Consider the following 18,339-nt stretch of genomic DNA (forward strand, 5'->3'; position numbering starts at 1 on the left):
ACAGGTTTTACGACTGCTGCGCAGCCGGACGCAGGCTTCGCCAGCTGCTACAGGGTTTTCCAGCATCCAGGGCGACTATCAGTTCTGCTAGTGTCGATTTTCAATTCGCTTTGCTACGGTATCGAACAGCCGAAACGCCTCTAAGAGGACGCCGTCGATGCCTGCTTCCCGTTCCTCTCAACACGCCGCCACGCGAACCCTGCTGCTGGCGACCGACCTGCAACACAGTGTTCACGCCGAACTGGATCGCACAGGTCCGAACTCCTTCGCCCACACCCTTTACGGTGAGCAAAGCAGCCGGCTCGCGGCAGGCTCGTACCTGGGCTTCACCGGGCAACTTCGAGAGCGACCGACGGGTTGGTATCACCTGGGCAAGGGGCATCGGGTGTATGACCCGGTGCTGAGGCGCTTTCACAGGCCGGACGCGTTGTGCCCGTTTGGGAAGGGGGGGATAAATGCGTATGCGTACTGCGAGGGAGATCCGCTCAACTTCAGGGATCCCACAGGTAAATCAGTGGTACTCGCGCAACAGATATTATCGGCCACATTGCAGGGCACCGCTGCGGCAGCCTTACTGGTCGCGACACCACCTGCTACGAAAATCGGCAAGATTGGCCTGCAAACCGGTGGGTTGGGCATCACTGCGGGTTTCACCGGGGCAATGCTTGGAATTTTTGAGGTACCGGCCGCACCCTTCGTTGTAGCTGCGGGCACAGGGTTCTTGATCCTTGGCTCTTTTGTTCGTTTCGCGGGTCCATTGATGGCCGCTTATGAAAGCGGCGTATTGGGTACGACAGTAGTTACCAACCTCAAAGGAATCGTAGGTTGGAGTGATTCTGCGAAGGTGGACGCACCAGGCGTACAACTTGCAGAGGTTGTTATCGAGAAAAAACCTGGTCCGATCATTCCAGACGAAAACGGCAATATTGCTGAACTGAACCGTCCAAGCGTCGCCGACATCAGGCACATCTGATCCCAATGCACTACATTTTCAATGTGCGCTGGTCAGGGTGCATCACGGGATAAAGGAGCTTTCAGAGGTTCAGCGCTTGTTCATAAAACCTGGTTTTTATGAGTGGGTTGGCCATGAAGCCGCTGATGGGATTGCTCCTTGCCTGGGTTGCCCTGGTGTCGACGGGATTACCGGCCGCTACCCGGCCGAACGCGCCTGAGCCGCGTCTCTTGCCGGAGCCTGGTTTCTATCAATGGTTGGCCACCGAGCAGGGGCAGAAAGCCTCCCTGAAGCAGTTGCGCGAGCGCTGCGAGCTGGTGCCGGAACCCGGGAAAAACCTCGACTGCTCGGTGACGGTGATCGCCCGGATGTTCGAGCTCAAGGCTGCCAACCAGTTGCCGGACTTCTACCTGGCGGTTCAGCGCCGACACGCTCGGGCGATCAAGGCTGACCCGGAACTGAACATTCTCTTTTCGATGTTCGGCGAGCAATCCCTCGCGACCCTGCGCGCCACCGGCGATTTCACGATAAAGCGCGCGTCGAAGCGCGAAGTGCTGAAGATTCATCCATACGCCAACGACCGCTTCGTCGCGCAAGAGGTGTTGCCCTTCATTGATGTCAGCACAGCCAACGGTCATTCGGCACGTTTCGTCCTCGACACCGGCGCGCCGCAAACCCGGGTCAACATCGATACCGCAAAACTGATGGGCATCAAGCTGCTGAGCGACTCCCATTACGCCTACAGCACGTTTTACGGCGAGAGCAACCTGTCGGCCAGGCTTGGTGTCATCGAGTCGCTGAAAATCGGCACAAGCGAGTTCAGAAACGTGCTGGTGTTCGTAAGCGACAGGGACAACCTGCTGGGGCTGGACCTGATCAGCAAGCTGGGCCGGCTGAAGATCACCCGCAAGACCCTGGAGCTCAACCCCGCACCTTCTCTGCGCTGCGACTCGCCGATCACCTACACCCGCATGGACCTCAACCAGCGACTGACCATCACGGCCAGCCTGGATAACCGCAACACCCAGGCCATCGTCGATACGGGCAATATCGACTACCTCACCTCCGCCTTGCCCGGCCAGCAGGTCAATGTCGTGCAAACCCTCACCCCCGGTGCATCACGCCTGGACATCGCCGACCGGCAGCGCTATCAATCCTTCAAGGGCGTACTGAACCTGCCCGGCCACAGCCTGCCGATTACCTACAAGTACTACCCCGGTTTCACCATCCCGCCGTCCTGGGTGAAGGGACGGTATGTGCCGTCGGTGCTGCTGGGATGGCGGGCGTTCGAGGATTTCGAGCTGAATCTGGATATCGACGCGGGGCGCTCCTGTTTCAACAAGGTGTGATGGATTCGGACTTATTCAGTGAGTTTACCCACAATCCCTGTTAGCGCTTCTGTGGATAACATGTTCGCCCCTTGCCCGAGACCTTGAAGATCATGGTCTGCAGGCCTCAGATCAAAAAACAACCAGCCTAAACTGCGGTTTTTCAAAGGTTTTTTCAGAGGATAAGCGGGCTCCAGCAACAGGACTTGCCCCCAATCTCTGTTGGCGCTTCTGTGGATAAGATGTTCGCTTACCGCTACAGACCTTGTAATCCGTGGCTTTCAAAGGGTTGGTTAAAATTTGTTCAAAAGTGCCTTTATGGGGCTCTCTGCGCCTCACAAACACAGCAAATTCAACGTCTGCAGCGCTTTTCCACAACACATCTGAAGTTTCCCCCAAAGTCTGTTGGTGCTTCTGTGGATAAGGTGTTCGCCACGCGCTGGGGGGCACGTATTACGTGATGTTCAGAGGTTTGTTCAATTAATGATCAAGTGCTGGGGAAATCCGTCCATTTGAATAAGTCACGGATTTTCTTCAGTTTTTGTGGAGAAAATTTGCAGTCTTTCCACAGTTGTCCCCATTTGCTGTGGGTGGAGGTGTGGATAACTTGTTTGCTGAAGGCTGGGAGCCGCCTACGGCTTGGTACTCAGGGGAATCGTTCATATTTTGTACAGGTGATTGTCTTCGCCTGACAAGGTTGGCTGGCCAGCCGCCGATTAGGCCCAAGATCTTTCCGTTATCACTCTTCGTTGACGTTAAAAGATCCCTTGAATATTTTTCCCAAAACACACCTGTATTCAAAATCCCCTTCAATACGTGCCTCTGCCGGATAGTACTTATATTTTACGAATCCACTACTGCCGATGAAAAATTTGATTCCGCCGTCGAAAGCCGCAAGATAAACCGCATAGGCGGTTGTATCACTATATGGGTTTGTGCTGACTCTGACCGTTCCTTCTACGGCGCCTCTGGGAAGGAAGATCGCGAAGTTAAACATTCGTTCTGGCGAGTCTATGTATGCCTGTATGTTGTATTTTTTCAGATCGTCGAGCCTTAGATACCCAAACTGTGCCTTGTAATCAAAGGGCTCGACTTCAAGCGTGGCGGTGAAAGAACCCAGCCGGTTGGTTTGCGTGAGTTTATTCGCAAGATTTTTTCTTTCTGCGGTTGTAGGAATTATCAACATAACTTAATCCTCGTGATTTAGCAGGTAATCATGTCAGGTTCAAATTTCGGGAAGGGAGTGATCTTCGAGTTTTTATCGCTCGATCGATAATAGCGGGTATTGGGAGGTGCGCCACTAGCAGTTCTGATAGTGGCGCGGGTGCGTATTGTGTGCTCATCTAAGCGTTTGTGTTGCTGTAGTACGCAGCCGACTATCATTTCTGCTAGTTACGGAAACGGGAAAAGTACTGCATTGTGATCAATACCGTCTTCCGAGGAACTCGACATGACCAGCGAGCATATCTCCGATCCTAATACCCAAGCATTGGAATCTGCCTCAGTCCCCTTGGGTGAGCGCAATATCAATTACAGTCGTTGGATGACTGATATGTTTAATGACATCAGTCACTTGATGTTGTGGCAACTGGCATTGCCCAGTGCCCATAACTCCGGCGCTGATAAGGGGGCAATCGACTTTATCGGCGAAAAATGGACGGCGTGCCAGGATGGGCGGTTTTCAGCTCAACTGAATGCGGGTGCTCGCGTAGTGGATTTGCGCATGAAGGATAATAGCTATGGCGAAGTGGTTGGTAACCATGCGCCACATATCGAGTTTCGAGAAAGAATCGAGTTCAAGCATGGCAGCTGGGGTAATCGTCTATTGCAGCACCTGATCAGTGATGTCCTCGATTTTTGCAGAGCAAACCCGGGTGAAATTGTCGTTCTGGATTTTCACTCATACGACAAAGGTACGCAGTATGCTTTCAACAGTCTTGAGCGGGTCTTAAAACATCTGGAAGCTCTGAGATCATTTTTGTTACCAAGGGTTGCATTGGGTAAAACAATGCAGCAGATATATACGGAATACCCTGGAAAAAACATTATTCTGGCGTTTGACTATGGCGCTTCAGACAAGTGGCCCGTTGACAAACCTGAAAGAGCACTTTTGTGGGACTTGATTGGTCATCGTTGGAACCACGACGACTATAGCGAGGGCGGCATCGAGGAAATGGTTGTAGAAGCGATGAAGTCTCCTCCTCTCAATTTTCCCTGGGCATTAAGTTCAACAGTGTACAAGAGCGGTATAGATGGAGGGCCTCAACACCTCCCCGCCAATCATCCAATTCGAACGATTCCTTTTTCCGATAGTGGTCGTAAAGTCAATATTGTTATGGCCGACTTTATTCAGAGGGCGGATTCTCGTATCGGTGTTGTAGACCGATGCATTGCACTCAACTTGCAAATGGGGCGAGACAAGACTCCACCCAGCGCCCCTACCGGTTTTATTGTCCGGCAGCAGAGGTTGTCAGACGAAGGCGCCAAGCAAGACTATTATCAAAACACGACACGCTTTTACTGGGATGCCTCCAAAGACGATACGGCCGTTCGCTATTATGAGATTTTCCAGAATGGTGCGCGTATTTATACCGTGAGCGGTACGGAGTTGTTGGTTAAGGATTTTAATAAGGTCAATGGACCGCTGAAAGTACGAGCGGTCGATATGGCGGGTAATGTGTCAGATTTTTCTTCATCCGTGGATTTAACTCAGGATAGTGTCCCGCCTACTAATCCGGCGGACTTGAAGTTTGCCAGATTTGGTTATCCGACAATAAAAGTCGAGTGGGCCGCGTCATCTGACGGCAACGGCGTCGGAGTTGCAGGTTATGAAGTCAGGATCAACGACGTGTACCAGGGATTCACTGCCGCGCTCTCATACGAGTTTCATAACACGTCTCCAAATCAATCCTATTTAATTGAAGTCCGTGCCAAGGATCGTAATGGCAACTACTCCGAATGGACAGGCCTGAATCGTCCTCCATTACCACGTCTTCAGAATACTAGAATCGACTACATACCACTCGATTGGGACCCCAATTTGTTTAATGCGGTAATCACTTGGGACTCCATCCCTATTCTTCTACCTTTGGGTATGCAAATTGCCTTGCAGTTCATCACCGACAGTGTTCCGCTGCCCTTGATTCCTTTTGATCCGACTTATCCGCCCACTTACAAAGACTATGCCATGCCCGGCGATAAATTCATCGTCAAGGCTCGCGTCTTTATCATGAATACGGGAGAAGAGTCTGAGCAGGTTGTGGTCAGTCTCGATGTCGACGTGACCAAGCCTTTGCCGGCAAGTAATTTTAAAATTGCCTCGCAGACTGATACGGATATGGTTTTAAGTTGGGACAAGTCAGCAAGTACGGATGTCGCAAGCTATGCGATATCGGTCAGTGAAAAACCGCCGTTCATAGTACCCGCATCCAGAAACGAATTTCCGGTATCGAAGTTGGCTTCGGAAGCGACGTATCCCATCAGGATTTGGGCAATTGACCATCATGGGAATTTATCACTTACGGCGTCTTTGACCGCCAGCGGTGGACCGGAGATTCCTGATAAACCGGGCGCTCCAACTAAAATTGCCGTAAGTGCCGGGACAATATCCGCTCAAATTGGCTGGCTGCCACCCGCGGGTAATTCGATTACTTATGCTTATTACCTGGAAGGTCAACAGGAAAAAACGACTGCCGAACGAAATGTCATTGTTGATGGCTTATCCACCAATACAGACTATACATTCGTTGTATTTGCAGTCAGTAGCAGCGGAGAGCGATCCGACCCGGCCACGGCCACCTTCAAAACCATGAGCGGTTCGACTATTCCTTCTGATTTCCACGTGACGAACAATTCAAACCGCAGCGTTTCCTTTGCCTGGGGTCCCCCTCGAAACAATGCAGAAAACGTCTTGGGTTACACATTCAAGATATTTCCGAGCGGAAATTCGACGCCACTCAGCGCAATGAGCCATACAGCCAACAACCTGCTCGTCGGCTTACCCATGATATTTGGTGTTCAGTGCAGATTTAGGGATGGAACAGAATCGGAGTGGAACAAGATCACGGTCATACCACTGGCCTGAAAAAAACTGAGGCTCGTGCGTTCAACGCACGAGCCTCGGTTTCTACCCGTCAGTCTTAACCGCTAACCGCAACCCCTTTAAGGTACGGCGCAGGCTCGGCCCCCAGGTTGTTGAGCATGCGACCGCTGTACCAGTCGATGAAGTTCACCACACCAAATTCATAGGTCTTGGAGTACGGCCCAGGCTGGTACGCCGTGGAGTTGATGCCGCGCTGGTTTTCTTCGGCCAGGCGACGGTCCTGGTCGTTGGTGGCGTCCCAGACCTTGCGCATGCGTTCCACGTCGTAGTCCACGCCTTCGACGGCGTCCTTGTGGACGATCCACTTGGTGGTGACCATGGTTTCCTGAGCGCTGATCGGCCACACGGTGAACACGATGATGTGGTCGCCCATGCAGTGGTTCCAGGAGTGCGGCAGGTGCAGGATGCGCATCGAGCCCAGGTCCGGGTTCTTGATGCGGCCCATGAGTTTGGCGCAGCCCTGCTTGCCGTCCATGGTCATCGACACGGTGCCCTTGAGCAGCGGCATGCGCACGATGCGGTTGCGCAGGCCGAAGCTGGCGTGGGCGTAAGGGATCTTCTCGGCGTCCCAGGCGGCGGCGGAGGCGGCGACGTGGTCCTTGAACGCCTGGTCGGCGCGCGGGTCGGTGACGTCGTCCCATTCCAGCAGGGTTTTGAGCAATTCAGGGTGCGAACCGTTGCAGTGGTAGCACTCGCGGTTGTTTTCGAGCACCAGTTTCCAGTTGGCCTTTTCCATCAAGGTGGTCGTAATCGCCACCTTGGTGTTTTCCATGTCGTACGGTTCCATGTAATGAGTCAGCGTCGCCAGGAACTCATCGATGGCCGGTGGGTTTTCCGCCAGGCTGATGAAGATGTAGCCGCCGGCGGTTTTCACGTTCACGGGCTTGAGGCCGTACTGCTTCATGTCGAAGTCAGCGCCCATTTCGGTGCCGGCGAACAGCAGGCGACCGTCGAGTTCGTAGGTCCACTGGTGGTAGTGGCAGACCAGCTTGGCGACCTTGCCCTTGTCGCTGGTGCACAGACGCGAGCCGCGGTGACGGCAGACGTTGTGGAAGGCGTGCACGACGCCGTCGGCGCCGCGGATCACGATGATCGGGTTCTTGCCGACCTGCAGGGTCATGTAGTTGCCCTTGGCCGGGATTTCGCAGGTCATGCCGGCGATCAACCACTCTTTCTGGAAGATCTCCTGCATGTCGATATCGAACAGGCGCTCGTCGGTGTAGAACGGCTGCGGCAGCGAGAAGGTGCGCTCGCGCTCCTGCAGCATCTGGGCGGTGGCCTTGCGTGCGGGTTCCAGCGGATCGCCCAGGCTCAAGGTAGTAGTGACGTCCATCGTGTAGGTCCTCAAGGCCATCTGCGTGGCCGCGAAAAGTGGCTGATCAGGTTTGCAACGCAAGGTATGGGAAAACGGTTGTCCTGTTGGAGGCGAGTGTGGGGCCGGCGCAGGCCAGAACCTTATCCATGGGCGACATGGTGCAATCTGTTCCCGACGCGCAAGCCCCGGTGGTTGGGGGCTGGTCGCGATAAGCATGTGAATGTCGCAGATAGGTAAATGGATGGTTCACGCTATACGCAGAATCGCCATCATGAGGCCGACAGTCGGCTGTGGAGAACAAGCATGTCCAACACCTTCCTGAACCCGGTAACCACCCAGACCTGGGCCAATGGCCGACATATTGTCCGTTGCGTCAAAGTCATCCAGGAAACCTGGGATGTGCGCACCTTCTGTTTCATGGCCGACCAGCCGATCATGTTCTTCTTCAAGCCAGGGCAGTTCGTGACCCTGGAGTTGGAGATCGAAGGCCAGCCGATCATGCGTTCGTACACCATTTCCAGCTCGCCGTCGGTGCCGTACAGCTTCTCGGTGACCATCAAGCGCGTACCGGGGGGCAAGGTTTCCAACTGGCTGCACGACACGCTGCACGAAGGCCAGGAACTGGCGGTGCACGGCCCGGTCGGTCTGTTCAATGCCATGGACTTCACCGCGCCGAAGGTGCTCTACCTCAGCGGTGGCGTCGGTATCACACCGGTCATGTCCATGGCGCGCTGGTTCTACGATACCAACGGCAACGTGGATATGGTGTTTATCCACAGCGCTCGTTCGCCCAAAGACATCATCTACCACCGTGAGCTGGAGCACATGGCGTCGCGGATCGAGAACTTCAATCTGCACATCATTTGCGAGAAGCACGGCATGGGTGAGCCCTGGGCCGGCTATCGCGGATACCTGAACCACCGGATGCTCGAATTGATGGCACCGGACTTCATGGAGCGCGAAGTGTTCTGCTGCGGCCCGACGCCGTATATGACTGCCGTCAAGCGTTTGCTGGAAGGTGCCGGGTTCGACATGAAGCGTTACCACGAAGAATCCTTCGGTGCGACCCCGCCAGAAGCGCGCGCCGATGCCGTGGAACACGCCGAGCAGGCGGCAGACGCACCGGAAGTCGACGCCGCGGACCTGCATCAAGTGGAATTCACCGCCTCCGGCAAGAGCATCCGCGTGGCCCCGGGCGAAACCGTACACGCCGCCGCTGCGAAGGTCGGCCTGATGATCCCGAAAGCCTGCGGCATGGGCATCTGCGGCACCTGCAAAGTGCTGAAGCTGGGCGGGGAAGTGGAGATGGACCACAACGGCGGGATCACCGAAGACGACGAAGCCGAAGGGTTCATCCTGTCGTGCTGCAGCATTCCGAAGGGGGATGTGCGGATCGAGTATTAATCCAAAAAATTCGGTACACCCGTTACTAATGTGGGAGCGGGCTTGCTCGCGAAGACGGTGGCATGGTCAACATTGATGTTGTCTGACGCGCCGCCTTCGCGGGCAAGCCCGCTCCCACAGGGTTTTGTGGTGTTCACAAAATCCGGAAACACCCGTTCCCCCTGTAGGAGCTAGCTTGCTAGCGATGAGCCCGAGAGCGCCGCGGGGTGTCAGGTGCCCCGCGTCATCGTTGGCCACCATCGCGAGCAAGCTCGCTCCTACAGTGGGTATGTGGTGTGTCAGGCCATGACTTCGCGGATGTCGCGGGCCAGTTCTCGTACGCGTTCTTCTTCGGTGTCCCATGAGCACATGAAGCGGGCGCCGCCTTTGCCGATGAAGGTGTAGAAGCGCCAGCCCTTGGCAGTGAGGGCGGAGATGGCCGGTTCCGAGAGTTGCAGGAACACGCCGTTGGCCTGTACCGGGAACATCAGTTCCACGCCCGGGATGTCGCTGACCAGTTCAGCCAGCAATTGCGCGCAGTGGTTGGCGTGGCGGGCGTATTTGAGCCAGGCGTCGTTTTCCAGGATGCCGACCCACGGGGCAGACAGGAAGCGCATTTTCGATGCCAGCTGGCCGGCCTGTTTGCAGCGGTAGTCGAAGTCCTCGGCCAGATCGTGGTTGAAGAACAGGATCGCCTCGCCCACCGCCATGCCGTTTTTCGTACCGCCAAAGCACAACACATCGACACCAGCCTTCCACGACAGCTCAGCCGGCGAGCAGCCGAGGAACGCGCAGGCGTTGGAAAAACGCGCGCCGTCCATGTGCAGGTGCAGGCCCAGCTCCTTGCAGGTCGCGCTGATGGCGCGCACTTCGTCCGGGGTATAGACGCTGCCCACTTCGGTGGCCTGGGTCAGGGTCACGACGCGGGGCTTGGGGTAGTGGATGTCCTGGCGCTTGAGGGCGACTTCGCGGATCGAGTCCGGGGTCAGCTTGCCGTTTTCGGTGCGGGCGATCAGCAGCTTGGAGCCGTTGGAGAAAAACTCCGGGGCGCCGCATTCGTCGGTTTCGACGTGGGCGGTTTCCGAGCAGATCACGCTGTGGTAACTCTGGCACAGCGACGACAGGGCCAGGGAGTTGGCAGCGGTGCCGTTGAACGCGAAGAACACTTCGCAGTCGGTTTCGAACAGCTTGCGGAAATCGTCGGACGCGCGGGCAGTCCACTCGTCGTCGCCATAGGCGCGCTGGTGACCATGGTTGGCCTGTTCCATGGCGGCCCAGGCTTCAGGGCAGATACCGGAATAGTTGTCGCTGGCGAATTGTTGGCTCTTGTCGGTCATGGCCTGCTTTCCGTGATCGAGACGCCTATGGTGAAGCGTCTCGTGGTCAATAAGGGGGCGCACTCTGCCGAAGATCGTCCGGGGAGTACACGGGATGTCGGTGTCAGAAAATTACGCAGAAGCCGGGCAATTATGCACGTGTCTTTGGACTTAAGGGCTATGCACTTGAAGCAACGCGACCATGCACTGGATTTGCTCAAATGGCTGGCGCTGCTGTGCATGGTGCTCGATCACCTGCGATACATCGGTTATTCCGCCGACTGGCTGTATGTGCCGGGGCGCCTGGCGTTCCCGTGGTTCTGCCTGGCGATGGCGGTCAATCTGGCGCGGGCGCCGGTCAAGTCCAGCGGACAGTGGCGCTATTTGTGCTGGCTGGTGCTGTTCAGCGCGGTCAGCGAAATGCCCTATCGGTTGTTCTTGCCTAATCCCGACACGCTCAACGTGATGCCAACCCTCGTGTTGGGCCTATTGGTGGCTCGCGGCTGGCAGGACCCTAATCTTCAAATGCGACTATTGGCTGTCGCTTCTGTCGTGTTGGCGGCGGTGTTCTCGTCAAAACTGATGTTTGGCTTCTTCGGGGTGATGTTGCCGCTGGCGATGTTGCTGGTGATTGGTCGTCCATGGATTTTCGTGTTGCTGCCGGGGGTGGTGTGTTTGGCCGCCAATCAGTGGCAGGTGCTGTATTACTCCATTCGCCTGGGCAATCACGTGGCGATGGCGGCGGTTGCCACTTGTCTGATTGCGCCATGGCTGGGGATGTTCCTTTTGCGACATGCCCAGGACGTAAAACCGCTGCCCATGCGCAGGTGGGCGTATGCGCTCTATCCCGTGCATTTCCTCGTTCTTTACGCAGTGCGCCAGGTGCTCTCCTGACCCTGTGGGAGCTGGCTTGCCAGCGATGGCGGCGGCACAGCCCATATTGATGGCGGCTGACCCACCGCAATCGCGGGCAAGCCCGCTCCCACAAGGTTTTGAGGGGATCTCGCATTTGCGTTCCTTCAGTCCGATTCCCGCCATGTCGTAAACGCACCTTTGCGTGGCGCCCATAGGCATTTGACCTGCCTGCACCGGTCATAACATCGCATTCAAAGGGCAAGGGTGAACCGCCAGTGCCTTACCGAGACGAATGGCGCATAGATGCCGCTGGGAGAGACGCGATGTTCAGCAAGCAAGACCAGATCCAGGGTTACGATGATGCACTGCTGGCGGCAATGAATGCCGAAGAGCAACGTCAGGAAGATCACATCGAGCTGATTGCGTCGGAGAACTACACCAGCAAGCGCGTCATGCAAGCGCAAGGCAGCGGCCTGACCAACAAGTACGCCGAAGGCTATCCGGGCAAGCGTTACTACGGCGGCTGCGAGCACGTGGACAAGGTTGAAGCCCTGGCCATTGAACGCGCCAAGCAACTGTTCGGCGCCGATTACGCCAACGTCCAGCCACACTCCGGCTCCTCGGCCAACAGCGCCGTTTATCTGGCCCTGCTGCAAGCCGGCGACACCATCCTGGGCATGAGCCTGGCCCACGGCGGTCACCTGACCCACGGTGCCAAGGTGTCGTCCTCGGGCAAGCTGTACAACGCCGTTCAATACGGCATCGACACCGACACCGGCCTGATCAACTACGACGAAGTCGAGCGTCTGGCCGTCGAGCACAAGCCGAAGATGATCGTTGCCGGCTTCTCCGCTTACTCCAAGACTCTGGACTTCCCGCGCTTCCGCCAGATCGCCGACAAGGTTGGCGCGCTGCTGTTCGTCGACATGGCCCACGTGGCCGGTCTGGTCGCTGCTGGCCTGTACCCGAACCCGCTGCCGTACGCCGACGTGGTCACCACCACCACTCACAAGACCCTGCGCGGTCCACGTGGCGGCCTGATCCTGGCCAAGTCCAACGAAGAGATCGAGAAGAAGCTCAACGCTGCGGTATTCCCCGGCGCCCAGGGCGGCCCGCTGATGCACGTGATCGCCGGCAAGGCCGTGTGCTTCAAGGAAGCACTGGAGCCTGGCTTCAAGACTTACCAGCAGCAAGTGATCGACAACGCCCAGGCCATGGCCGGCGTGTTTATCAAACGCGGCTACGATGTAGTGTCCGGCGGCACCGATAACCACCTGTTCCTGGTCAGCCTGATCCGTCAGGGCCTCACAGGCAAAGAGGCGGACGCAGCCCTCGGTCGCGCCCACATCACCGTGAACAAGAACGCCGTGCCGAACGATCCGCAGTCGCCGTTCGTCACCTCCGGCCTGCGCATCGGCACCCCGGCTGTGACCACTCGCGGCTTCAAGGTTGCGCAGTGCGTGGAACTGGCCGGCTGGATCTGCGACATCCTCGACAACCTCGGCGATGCCGACGTCGAAGCCAACGTTGCCCAGCAAGTCTCGGCCCTGTGCGCTGACTTCCCGGTTTATCGCTGAGTGCGGTTTTGGAGTAAATGACTATGCAACGCTACTCAGGCTTCGGCCTCTTCAAACACTCTCTCAGCCACCACGAAAACTGGCAGCGGATGTGGCGCACGCCGACCCCTAAAAAAGTTTACGACGTGGTCATCGTCGGCGGTGGCGGGCACGGTCTGGCGACCGCCTACTACCTGGCCAAGGAACACGGCATCACCAACGTGGCCGTGGTTGAAAAGGGCTGGCTGGGCGGCGGTAACACCGCGCGCAACACCACCATCGTTCGCTCCAACTACCTGTGGGACGAGTCGGCGCACTTGTACGAACACGCGATGAAACTGTGGGAAGGCCTGTCCCAGGATCTGAACTACAACGTGATGTTCTCCCAGCGCGGCGTCTACAACCTGTGCCACACCTTGCAGGACATCCGTGATTCCGAGCGTCGGGTCAGCGCCAACCGCCTCAACGGCGTGGACGGCGAACTGCTCAACGCCAAGCAGGTCGCGGACGAGATTCCGTACCTGGATTGCTCCAAGAACACCCGCTACCCGGTGATGGGCGCTACCGTTCAGCGTCGCGGCGGCGTGGCCCGTCACGATGCCGTGGCGTGGGGCTTTGCCCGTGCCGCCGATGCCTTGGGCGTGGACCTGATCCAGCAGACCGAAGTGATCGGTTTCCGCAAGGAAAACGGCGTGTGCATCGGCGTGGAAACCAACAAGGGCTTCATTGGCGCCAAGCGCGTCGGTGTGGTCACCGCCGGTAACTCCGGGCACATGGCCAAGCTCGCGGGCTTTCGTCTGCCGATCGAATCCCACCCGCTGCAAGCGCTGGTGTCCGAGCCGATCAAGCCGATCATCGACAGTGTGATCATGTCTAACGCCGTGCACGGTTACATCAGCCAGTCCGACAAGGGCGACCTGGTGATCGGCGCCGGTATCGACGGCTATAACGGCTACGGCCAGCGTGGTTCGTACCCGGTGATCGAGCACACCATCCAGGCCATCGTCGAAATGTTCCCGGTGCTGTCGCGCGTACGCATGAACCGTCAGTGGGGCGGCATCGTCGACACCACGCCGGACGCCTGCCCGATCATCTCCAAGACTCCGGTGCCGAACATGTTCTTCAACTGCGGTTGGGGCACCGGCGGCTTCAAGGCAACACCTGGTTCGGGCAACGTATTTGCCGCGAGCCTGGCCAAGGGTGAAATGCACCCGCTGGCCGCACCTTTCTCCATCGACCGTTTCCACAACGGTGCGTTGATCGATGAACACGGCGCTGCTGCGGTTGCCCACTAACAGGAGAAATCCCCATGTTGCATATCTTCTGTCCTCACTGCGGCGAGCTGCGCTCCGAAGAGGAATTCCACGCATCCGGCCAGGCGCACATCCCGCGTCCACTGGATCCGAACAGCTGCACCGACGAGGAGTGGGGCGACTACATGTTCTTCCGCGACAACCCTCGCGGTCTGCACCATGAACTGTGGATTCACGCCGCCGGTTGCCGTCAGTACTTCAACGCCACCCGCGACACCGTGACCTACGAGATTCTCGAAACCTACAAGATCGGCACCAAGCCACAATTCACCGACAAGACCGATAGCCCGAAAGCGGCCACCACGGCTCTGGGAGAGAAGGTATGAGCCAGATCAATCGCCTGTCCAACGGCGGACGGATCGACCGCAACAAAGTCCTGAGCTTCACCTTCAACGGCCAGAGCTACAAAGGCTTCGAAGGCGACTCCCTGGCCGCTGCACTGCTGGCCAACGGTGTCGACATCATTGGTCGCAGCTTCAAGTATTCGCGTCCACGGGGCATCTTCGCCGCCGGTACCGAAGAGCCGAACGCGGTGCTGCAGATCGGTGCTACCGAAGCCACCCAGATCCCGAACGTACGCGCCACTCAACAGGCGCTGTACCAGGGCCTGGTTGCCAACAGCACCAACGGCTGGCCGAACGTCAACAACGACATGATGGGGATTCTCGGCAAGGTCGGTGGCAAGCTGATGCCGCCGGGCTTCTACTACAAAACCTTCATGTACCCGCAATCGTTCTGGATGACCTACGAGAAGTACATTCGTAAGGCCGCAGGTCTTGGCCGCTCGCCGACCGAGAACGATCCGGACACCTACGACTACATGAACCAGCACTGCGACGTGCTGATCGTCGGCGCAGGCCCTGCGGGTCTGGCGGCTGCACTGGCGGCTGCGCGCAGCGGCGCCCGTGTGATCCTGGCCGATGAGCAGGAAGAGTTCGGCGGCAGCCTGCTCGACTCCCGCGAAAGCCTCGACGGCAAGCCAGCCACCGAATGGGTCGCCAGCGTCGTTGCCGAACTGAAGAACACCCCGGACGTGCTGCTGTTGCCGCGCGCCACCGTCAACGGCTACCACGACCATAACTTCCTGACCATTCACGAGCGCCTGACCGATCACCTCGGCGATCGCGCACCGATTGGCCAGGTCCGTCAGCGCGTTCACCGCGTGCGTGCCAAACGTGTGGTGCTGGCGACCGGCGCTCACGAGCGTCCACTGGTCTACGGCAACAACGATGTGCCGGGCAACATGCTCGCCGGCGCTGTATCGACCTACGTTCGTCGCTACGGCGTGGCACCGGGCAAGAAGCTGGTACTGACCACCAACAACGACCACGCCTACCGCGTTGCCCTGGATTGGCTCGATGCCAGCCTGCAAGTGGTGGCCATCGCCGACGCCCGCAGCAACCCTCGCGGTGCGCTGGTGGAAGAAGCACGCGCCAAGGGCATCCGCATCCTCACCGGCAGCGCCGTGATCGAGGCCCGTGGCAGCAAGCGCGTGACCGCTGCCCGTGTATCTGCAATCGATGTCAAAGGCCACAAGGTCACCAGCCCTGGCGAGTGGCTCGATTGCGACGTGATCGCCAGCTCCGGTGGTTACAGCCCGATCGTTCACCTGGCTTCGCACCTGGGTGGCAAGCCGATCTGGCGTGAAGACATCCTCGGTTTCGTACCGGGCGAAGCACCGCAGAAGCGCGTGTGCGTCGGTGGCATCAATGGCGTCTACGCTCTGGGTGATTCCCTGGCCGATGGTTTTGAAGGGGGCGTGCGCGCTGCCAGCGAAGCCGGCTTCGCGGCGGTCGAAGCGACCTTGCCGAAAGCACTGACGCGTCTGGAAGAGCCGACTCTGGCCCTGTTCCAGGTTCCGCATGAAAAGAGCACCGCACGGGCACCGAAGCAATTCGTCGACCTGCAGAACGACGTCACCGCCGCCGCCATCGAACTGGCGACCCGCGAGGGCTTCGAGTCGGTCGAGCACGTGAAACGCTACACCGCACTGGGCTTCGGCACCGATCAGGGCAAGCTCGGCAACGTCAACGGCCTGGCCATCGCTGCCCGTTCGCTGAACGTGACCATCCCGCAGATGGGCACCACCATGTTCCGTCCGAACTACACGCCGGTGACCTTCGGCGCCGTGGCCGGTCGTCACTGCGGGCACATCTTCGAACCTGTGCGTTTCACCGCACTGCATCACTGGCACCTGAAAAACGGCGCCGAGTTCGAAGACGTCGGTCAGTGGAAACGCCCTTGGTACTTCCCGAAGAGCGGCGAAGACATGCATGCAGCGGTCAAGCGCGAATGCAAAGCCGTGCGCGACAGCGTCGGCCTGCTGGACGCCTCGACCCTGGGCAAGATCGACATTCAGGGCCCGGATGCGCGCGAGTTCCTCAACCGCATCTACACCAACGCCTGGACCAAGCTCGACGTGGGCAAGGCGCGTTACGGCCTGATGTGCAAAGAAGACGGCATGGTGTTCGACGACGGCGTGACTGCATGCCTGGCCGACAACCATTTCGTGATGACCACCACCACAGGCGGCGCAGCTCGCGTGCTGCAGTGGCTGGAGATCTACCAGCAGACCGAATGGCCAGACCTGAAGGTGTACTTCACTTCCGTGACCGATCACTGGGCAACCATGACCCTGTCCGGACCGAACAGCCGCAAGCTGCTCAGCGAAGTCACCGACATCGATCTGACCAACGAAGCCTTCCCGTTCATGACCTGGAAAGAAGGTCTGGTCGGTGGCGTTCCGGCCCGGGTGTTCCGCATCTCGTTCACCGGTGAGCTGTCGTACGAAGTCAACGTGCAGGCCGACTATGCGATGGGCGTGCTGGAGAAAATCGTCGACGCCGGCAAGAAGTACAACCTGACCCCGTACGGCACCGAAACCATGCACGTACTGCGGGCCGAGAAGGGCTTCATCATCGTTGGCCAGGACACTGACAGCTCGATGACCCCTGACGACCTGAACATGGGCTGGTGTGTGGGTCGCACCAAACCGTTCTCGTGGATCGGCTGGCGCGGCATGAACCGTGAAGACTGCGTGCGTGATCAGCGCAAGCAACTGGTGGGCCTCAAGCCGATCGACCCGAACGTCTGGCTGCCGGAAGGCGCGCAACTGGTGTTCAACACCAAGCAGGCGATCCCGATGACCATGGTCGGTCACGTGACCTCCAGTTACCTGCACAACTCCCTGGGCTATTCGTTTGCCATGGGCGTGGTCAAGGGCGGCCTGAACCGCATGGGCGAACGCGTGTTCGCGCCACTGGCGGACGGCAGCGTGATCGAGGCGGAAATCGTTTCTTCGGTGTTCTTCGATCCGAAGGGTGAGCGCCAGAACGTGTAGTGGCTCCAAGCCTTGCGGATGGGCAATGACACCGAGTCGGCCCATTCGCGAGCAAGTCGAGTCGTCGCACCGCCGCTCCCACAGGGGAACGCGGACAAATGTGGGAGCGGGCTTGCTCGCGAAGGCGGCAGCACAGCCACCACAGTAGCCGGAACCAACAGAATTCAGAAAGGGTGCCTTATGACCGCAGCCAATGTTTACCAACAACGCCCAACCACCGGGGAAAAGGCCGAGTCGTCGCTGCATCACGCCGACCTCGCCAGCCTGGTGGGCAAGGGCCGCAAGAGCGCTGGCGTGACCGTGCGCGAGAAGAAACTCCTGGGCCACCTGACCATCCGTGGCGACGCCCATGACGCCGCGTTTGCCGCAGGCGTACACAAGGCCCTGGGCATCGAACTGCCGGGCGCACTGGCCGTCATCGTCAAGGGCGAAACCAGCTTGCAATGGATGGGCCCGGACGAGTGGCTGCTGATCGTGCCGAGCGGCGAAGAATTCGCCGCCGAGAAGAAACTGCGTGAAGCGCTGGGCGACCTGCACATCCAGATCGTCAACGTCAGCGGCGGCCAGCAGATCCTCGAGCTGACCGGCCCGAACGTGCGCCAGGTGCTGATGAAATCCACCAGCTACGACGTGCACCCCAACAGCTTCCCGGTAGGCAAGGCCGTCGGCACCGTGTTCGCCAAGTCGCAACTGGTGATCCGCCACACCGCCGAAGACACCTGGGAACTGCTGATCCGCCGCAGTTTCTCGGACTACTGGTGGCTGTGGCTGCAGGATGCGTCGGCCGAGTACGGCCTGGCCGTTCAAGCCTGACACTTTCCCTTGTGGGAGCGGGCTTGCTCGCGAATACGGTGGGTCAGTTGGCATCAAGGTGACTGA

13 protein-coding genes and 1 pseudogene are annotated in these 18,339 nt (G+C 58.3%); 10 read left to right on the forward strand and 4 right to left on the reverse strand.

What is annotated here, in order from left to right; genetic code table 11:
- Nucleotides 1–157 precede the first annotated feature (157 nt).
- On the forward strand, nt 158–973 hold the full coding sequence (locus ACW9JE_RS19595; protein ID WP_457433669.1) for an RHS repeat-associated core domain-containing protein: 816 nt from the start codon (nt 158–160) through the stop codon (nt 971–973).
- A gap of 125 nt (nt 974–1,098) precedes the next feature.
- Nucleotides 1,099–2,301 carry a retropepsin-like aspartic protease gene (locus ACW9JE_RS19600; protein ID WP_457433671.1) on the forward strand — a complete coding sequence of 401 codons (1,203 nt, stop codon included), beginning with the start codon at nt 1,099–1,101 and terminating at the stop codon, nt 2,299–2,301.
- A gap of 718 nt (nt 2,302–3,019) precedes the next feature.
- Here ACW9JE_RS19600 and ACW9JE_RS19605 read toward each other — a convergent pair.
- Complete coding sequence (locus ACW9JE_RS19605) at nt 3,020–3,466, reverse strand: hypothetical protein (RefSeq protein WP_224539325.1); 447 nt, start codon at nt 3,464–3,466, stop codon at nt 3,020–3,022.
- A 264-nt stretch (nt 3,467–3,730) separates the two neighbouring features.
- Here ACW9JE_RS19605 and ACW9JE_RS19610 point away from each other — a divergent pair, with 264 nt between their 5' ends.
- The gene (locus ACW9JE_RS19610) at nt 3,731–6,364 is read left to right on the forward strand and encodes a fibronectin type III domain-containing protein (protein WP_457433672.1); all 2,634 of its coding nucleotides are present in this window, start codon (nt 3,731–3,733) and stop codon (nt 6,362–6,364) included.
- A 55-nt stretch (nt 6,365–6,419) separates the two neighbouring features.
- On the opposite strand, the gene gbcA is transcribed toward ACW9JE_RS19610, so the two are convergent.
- A complete protein-coding gene (gene gbcA / locus ACW9JE_RS19615) occupies nt 6,420–7,715 on the reverse strand; it encodes a glycine-betaine demethylase subunit GbcA (RefSeq protein WP_224539330.1) in 1,296 nt (431 codons plus the stop codon).
- Nucleotides 7,716–8,000: 285 nt separating this feature from the next.
- Here gbcA and gbcB point away from each other — a divergent pair, with 285 nt between their 5' ends.
- Nucleotides 8,001–9,101, forward strand: coding sequence for a glycine-betaine demethylase subunit GbcB (gbcB, locus tag ACW9JE_RS19620; RefSeq protein ID WP_224539332.1), 1,101 nt, complete (start codon nt 8,001–8,003; stop codon nt 9,099–9,101).
- 162 nt (nt 9,102–9,263) lie between these two features.
- Here gbcB and ACW9JE_RS19625 read toward each other — a convergent pair.
- Nucleotides 9,264–9,341 (reverse strand): annotated as a pseudogene (locus ACW9JE_RS19625) (outer membrane lipoprotein carrier protein LolA); the annotation flags it as partial.
- A gap of 38 nt (nt 9,342–9,379) precedes the next feature.
- On the reverse strand, nt 9,380–10,417 hold the full coding sequence (locus ACW9JE_RS19630) for a threonine aldolase family protein (RefSeq protein ID WP_224539334.1): 1,038 nt from the start codon (nt 10,415–10,417) through the stop codon (nt 9,380–9,382).
- A gap of 159 nt (nt 10,418–10,576) precedes the next feature.
- On the opposite strand from ACW9JE_RS19630, the gene ACW9JE_RS19635 reads away from it, so the two are divergent.
- From ACW9JE_RS19635 to ACW9JE_RS19660, 6 genes are all read left to right on the forward strand, one after another.
- Nucleotides 10,577–11,290, forward strand: coding sequence for a TraX family protein (locus ACW9JE_RS19635; RefSeq protein ID WP_457433673.1), 714 nt, complete (start codon nt 10,577–10,579; stop codon nt 11,288–11,290).
- A gap of 284 nt (nt 11,291–11,574) precedes the next feature.
- A complete protein-coding gene (glyA, locus tag ACW9JE_RS19640) occupies nt 11,575–12,828 on the forward strand; it encodes a serine hydroxymethyltransferase (protein ID WP_224541854.1) in 1,254 nt (417 codons plus the stop codon).
- Between the two features lie 23 nt (nt 12,829–12,851).
- The gene (locus ACW9JE_RS19645) at nt 12,852–14,102 is read left to right on the forward strand and encodes a sarcosine oxidase subunit beta (protein ID WP_003206307.1); all 1,251 of its coding nucleotides are present in this window, start codon (nt 12,852–12,854) and stop codon (nt 14,100–14,102) included.
- A 14-nt stretch (nt 14,103–14,116) separates the two neighbouring features.
- On the forward strand, nt 14,117–14,446 hold the full coding sequence (locus ACW9JE_RS19650) for a sarcosine oxidase subunit delta (protein ID WP_034147448.1): 330 nt from the start codon (nt 14,117–14,119) through the stop codon (nt 14,444–14,446).
- Nucleotides 14,443–17,460 carry a sarcosine oxidase subunit alpha gene (locus tag ACW9JE_RS19655; protein ID WP_224541852.1) on the forward strand — a complete coding sequence of 1,006 codons (3,018 nt, stop codon included), beginning with the start codon at nt 14,443–14,445 and terminating at the stop codon, nt 17,458–17,460. The genes ACW9JE_RS19650 and ACW9JE_RS19655 overlap by 4 nt, the downstream gene beginning before the upstream one ends.
- 180 nt (nt 17,461–17,640) lie before the next feature.
- Nucleotides 17,641–18,273 (forward strand): sarcosine oxidase subunit gamma, encoded by a 633-nt coding sequence (locus tag ACW9JE_RS19660; RefSeq protein ID WP_457433674.1) that lies wholly within the window; start codon nt 17,641–17,643, stop codon nt 18,271–18,273.
- The last annotated feature ends 66 nt before the right edge of the window (nt 18,274–18,339 follow it).

Source organism: Pseudomonas sp. SDO55104_S430, assembly GCF_054070595.1.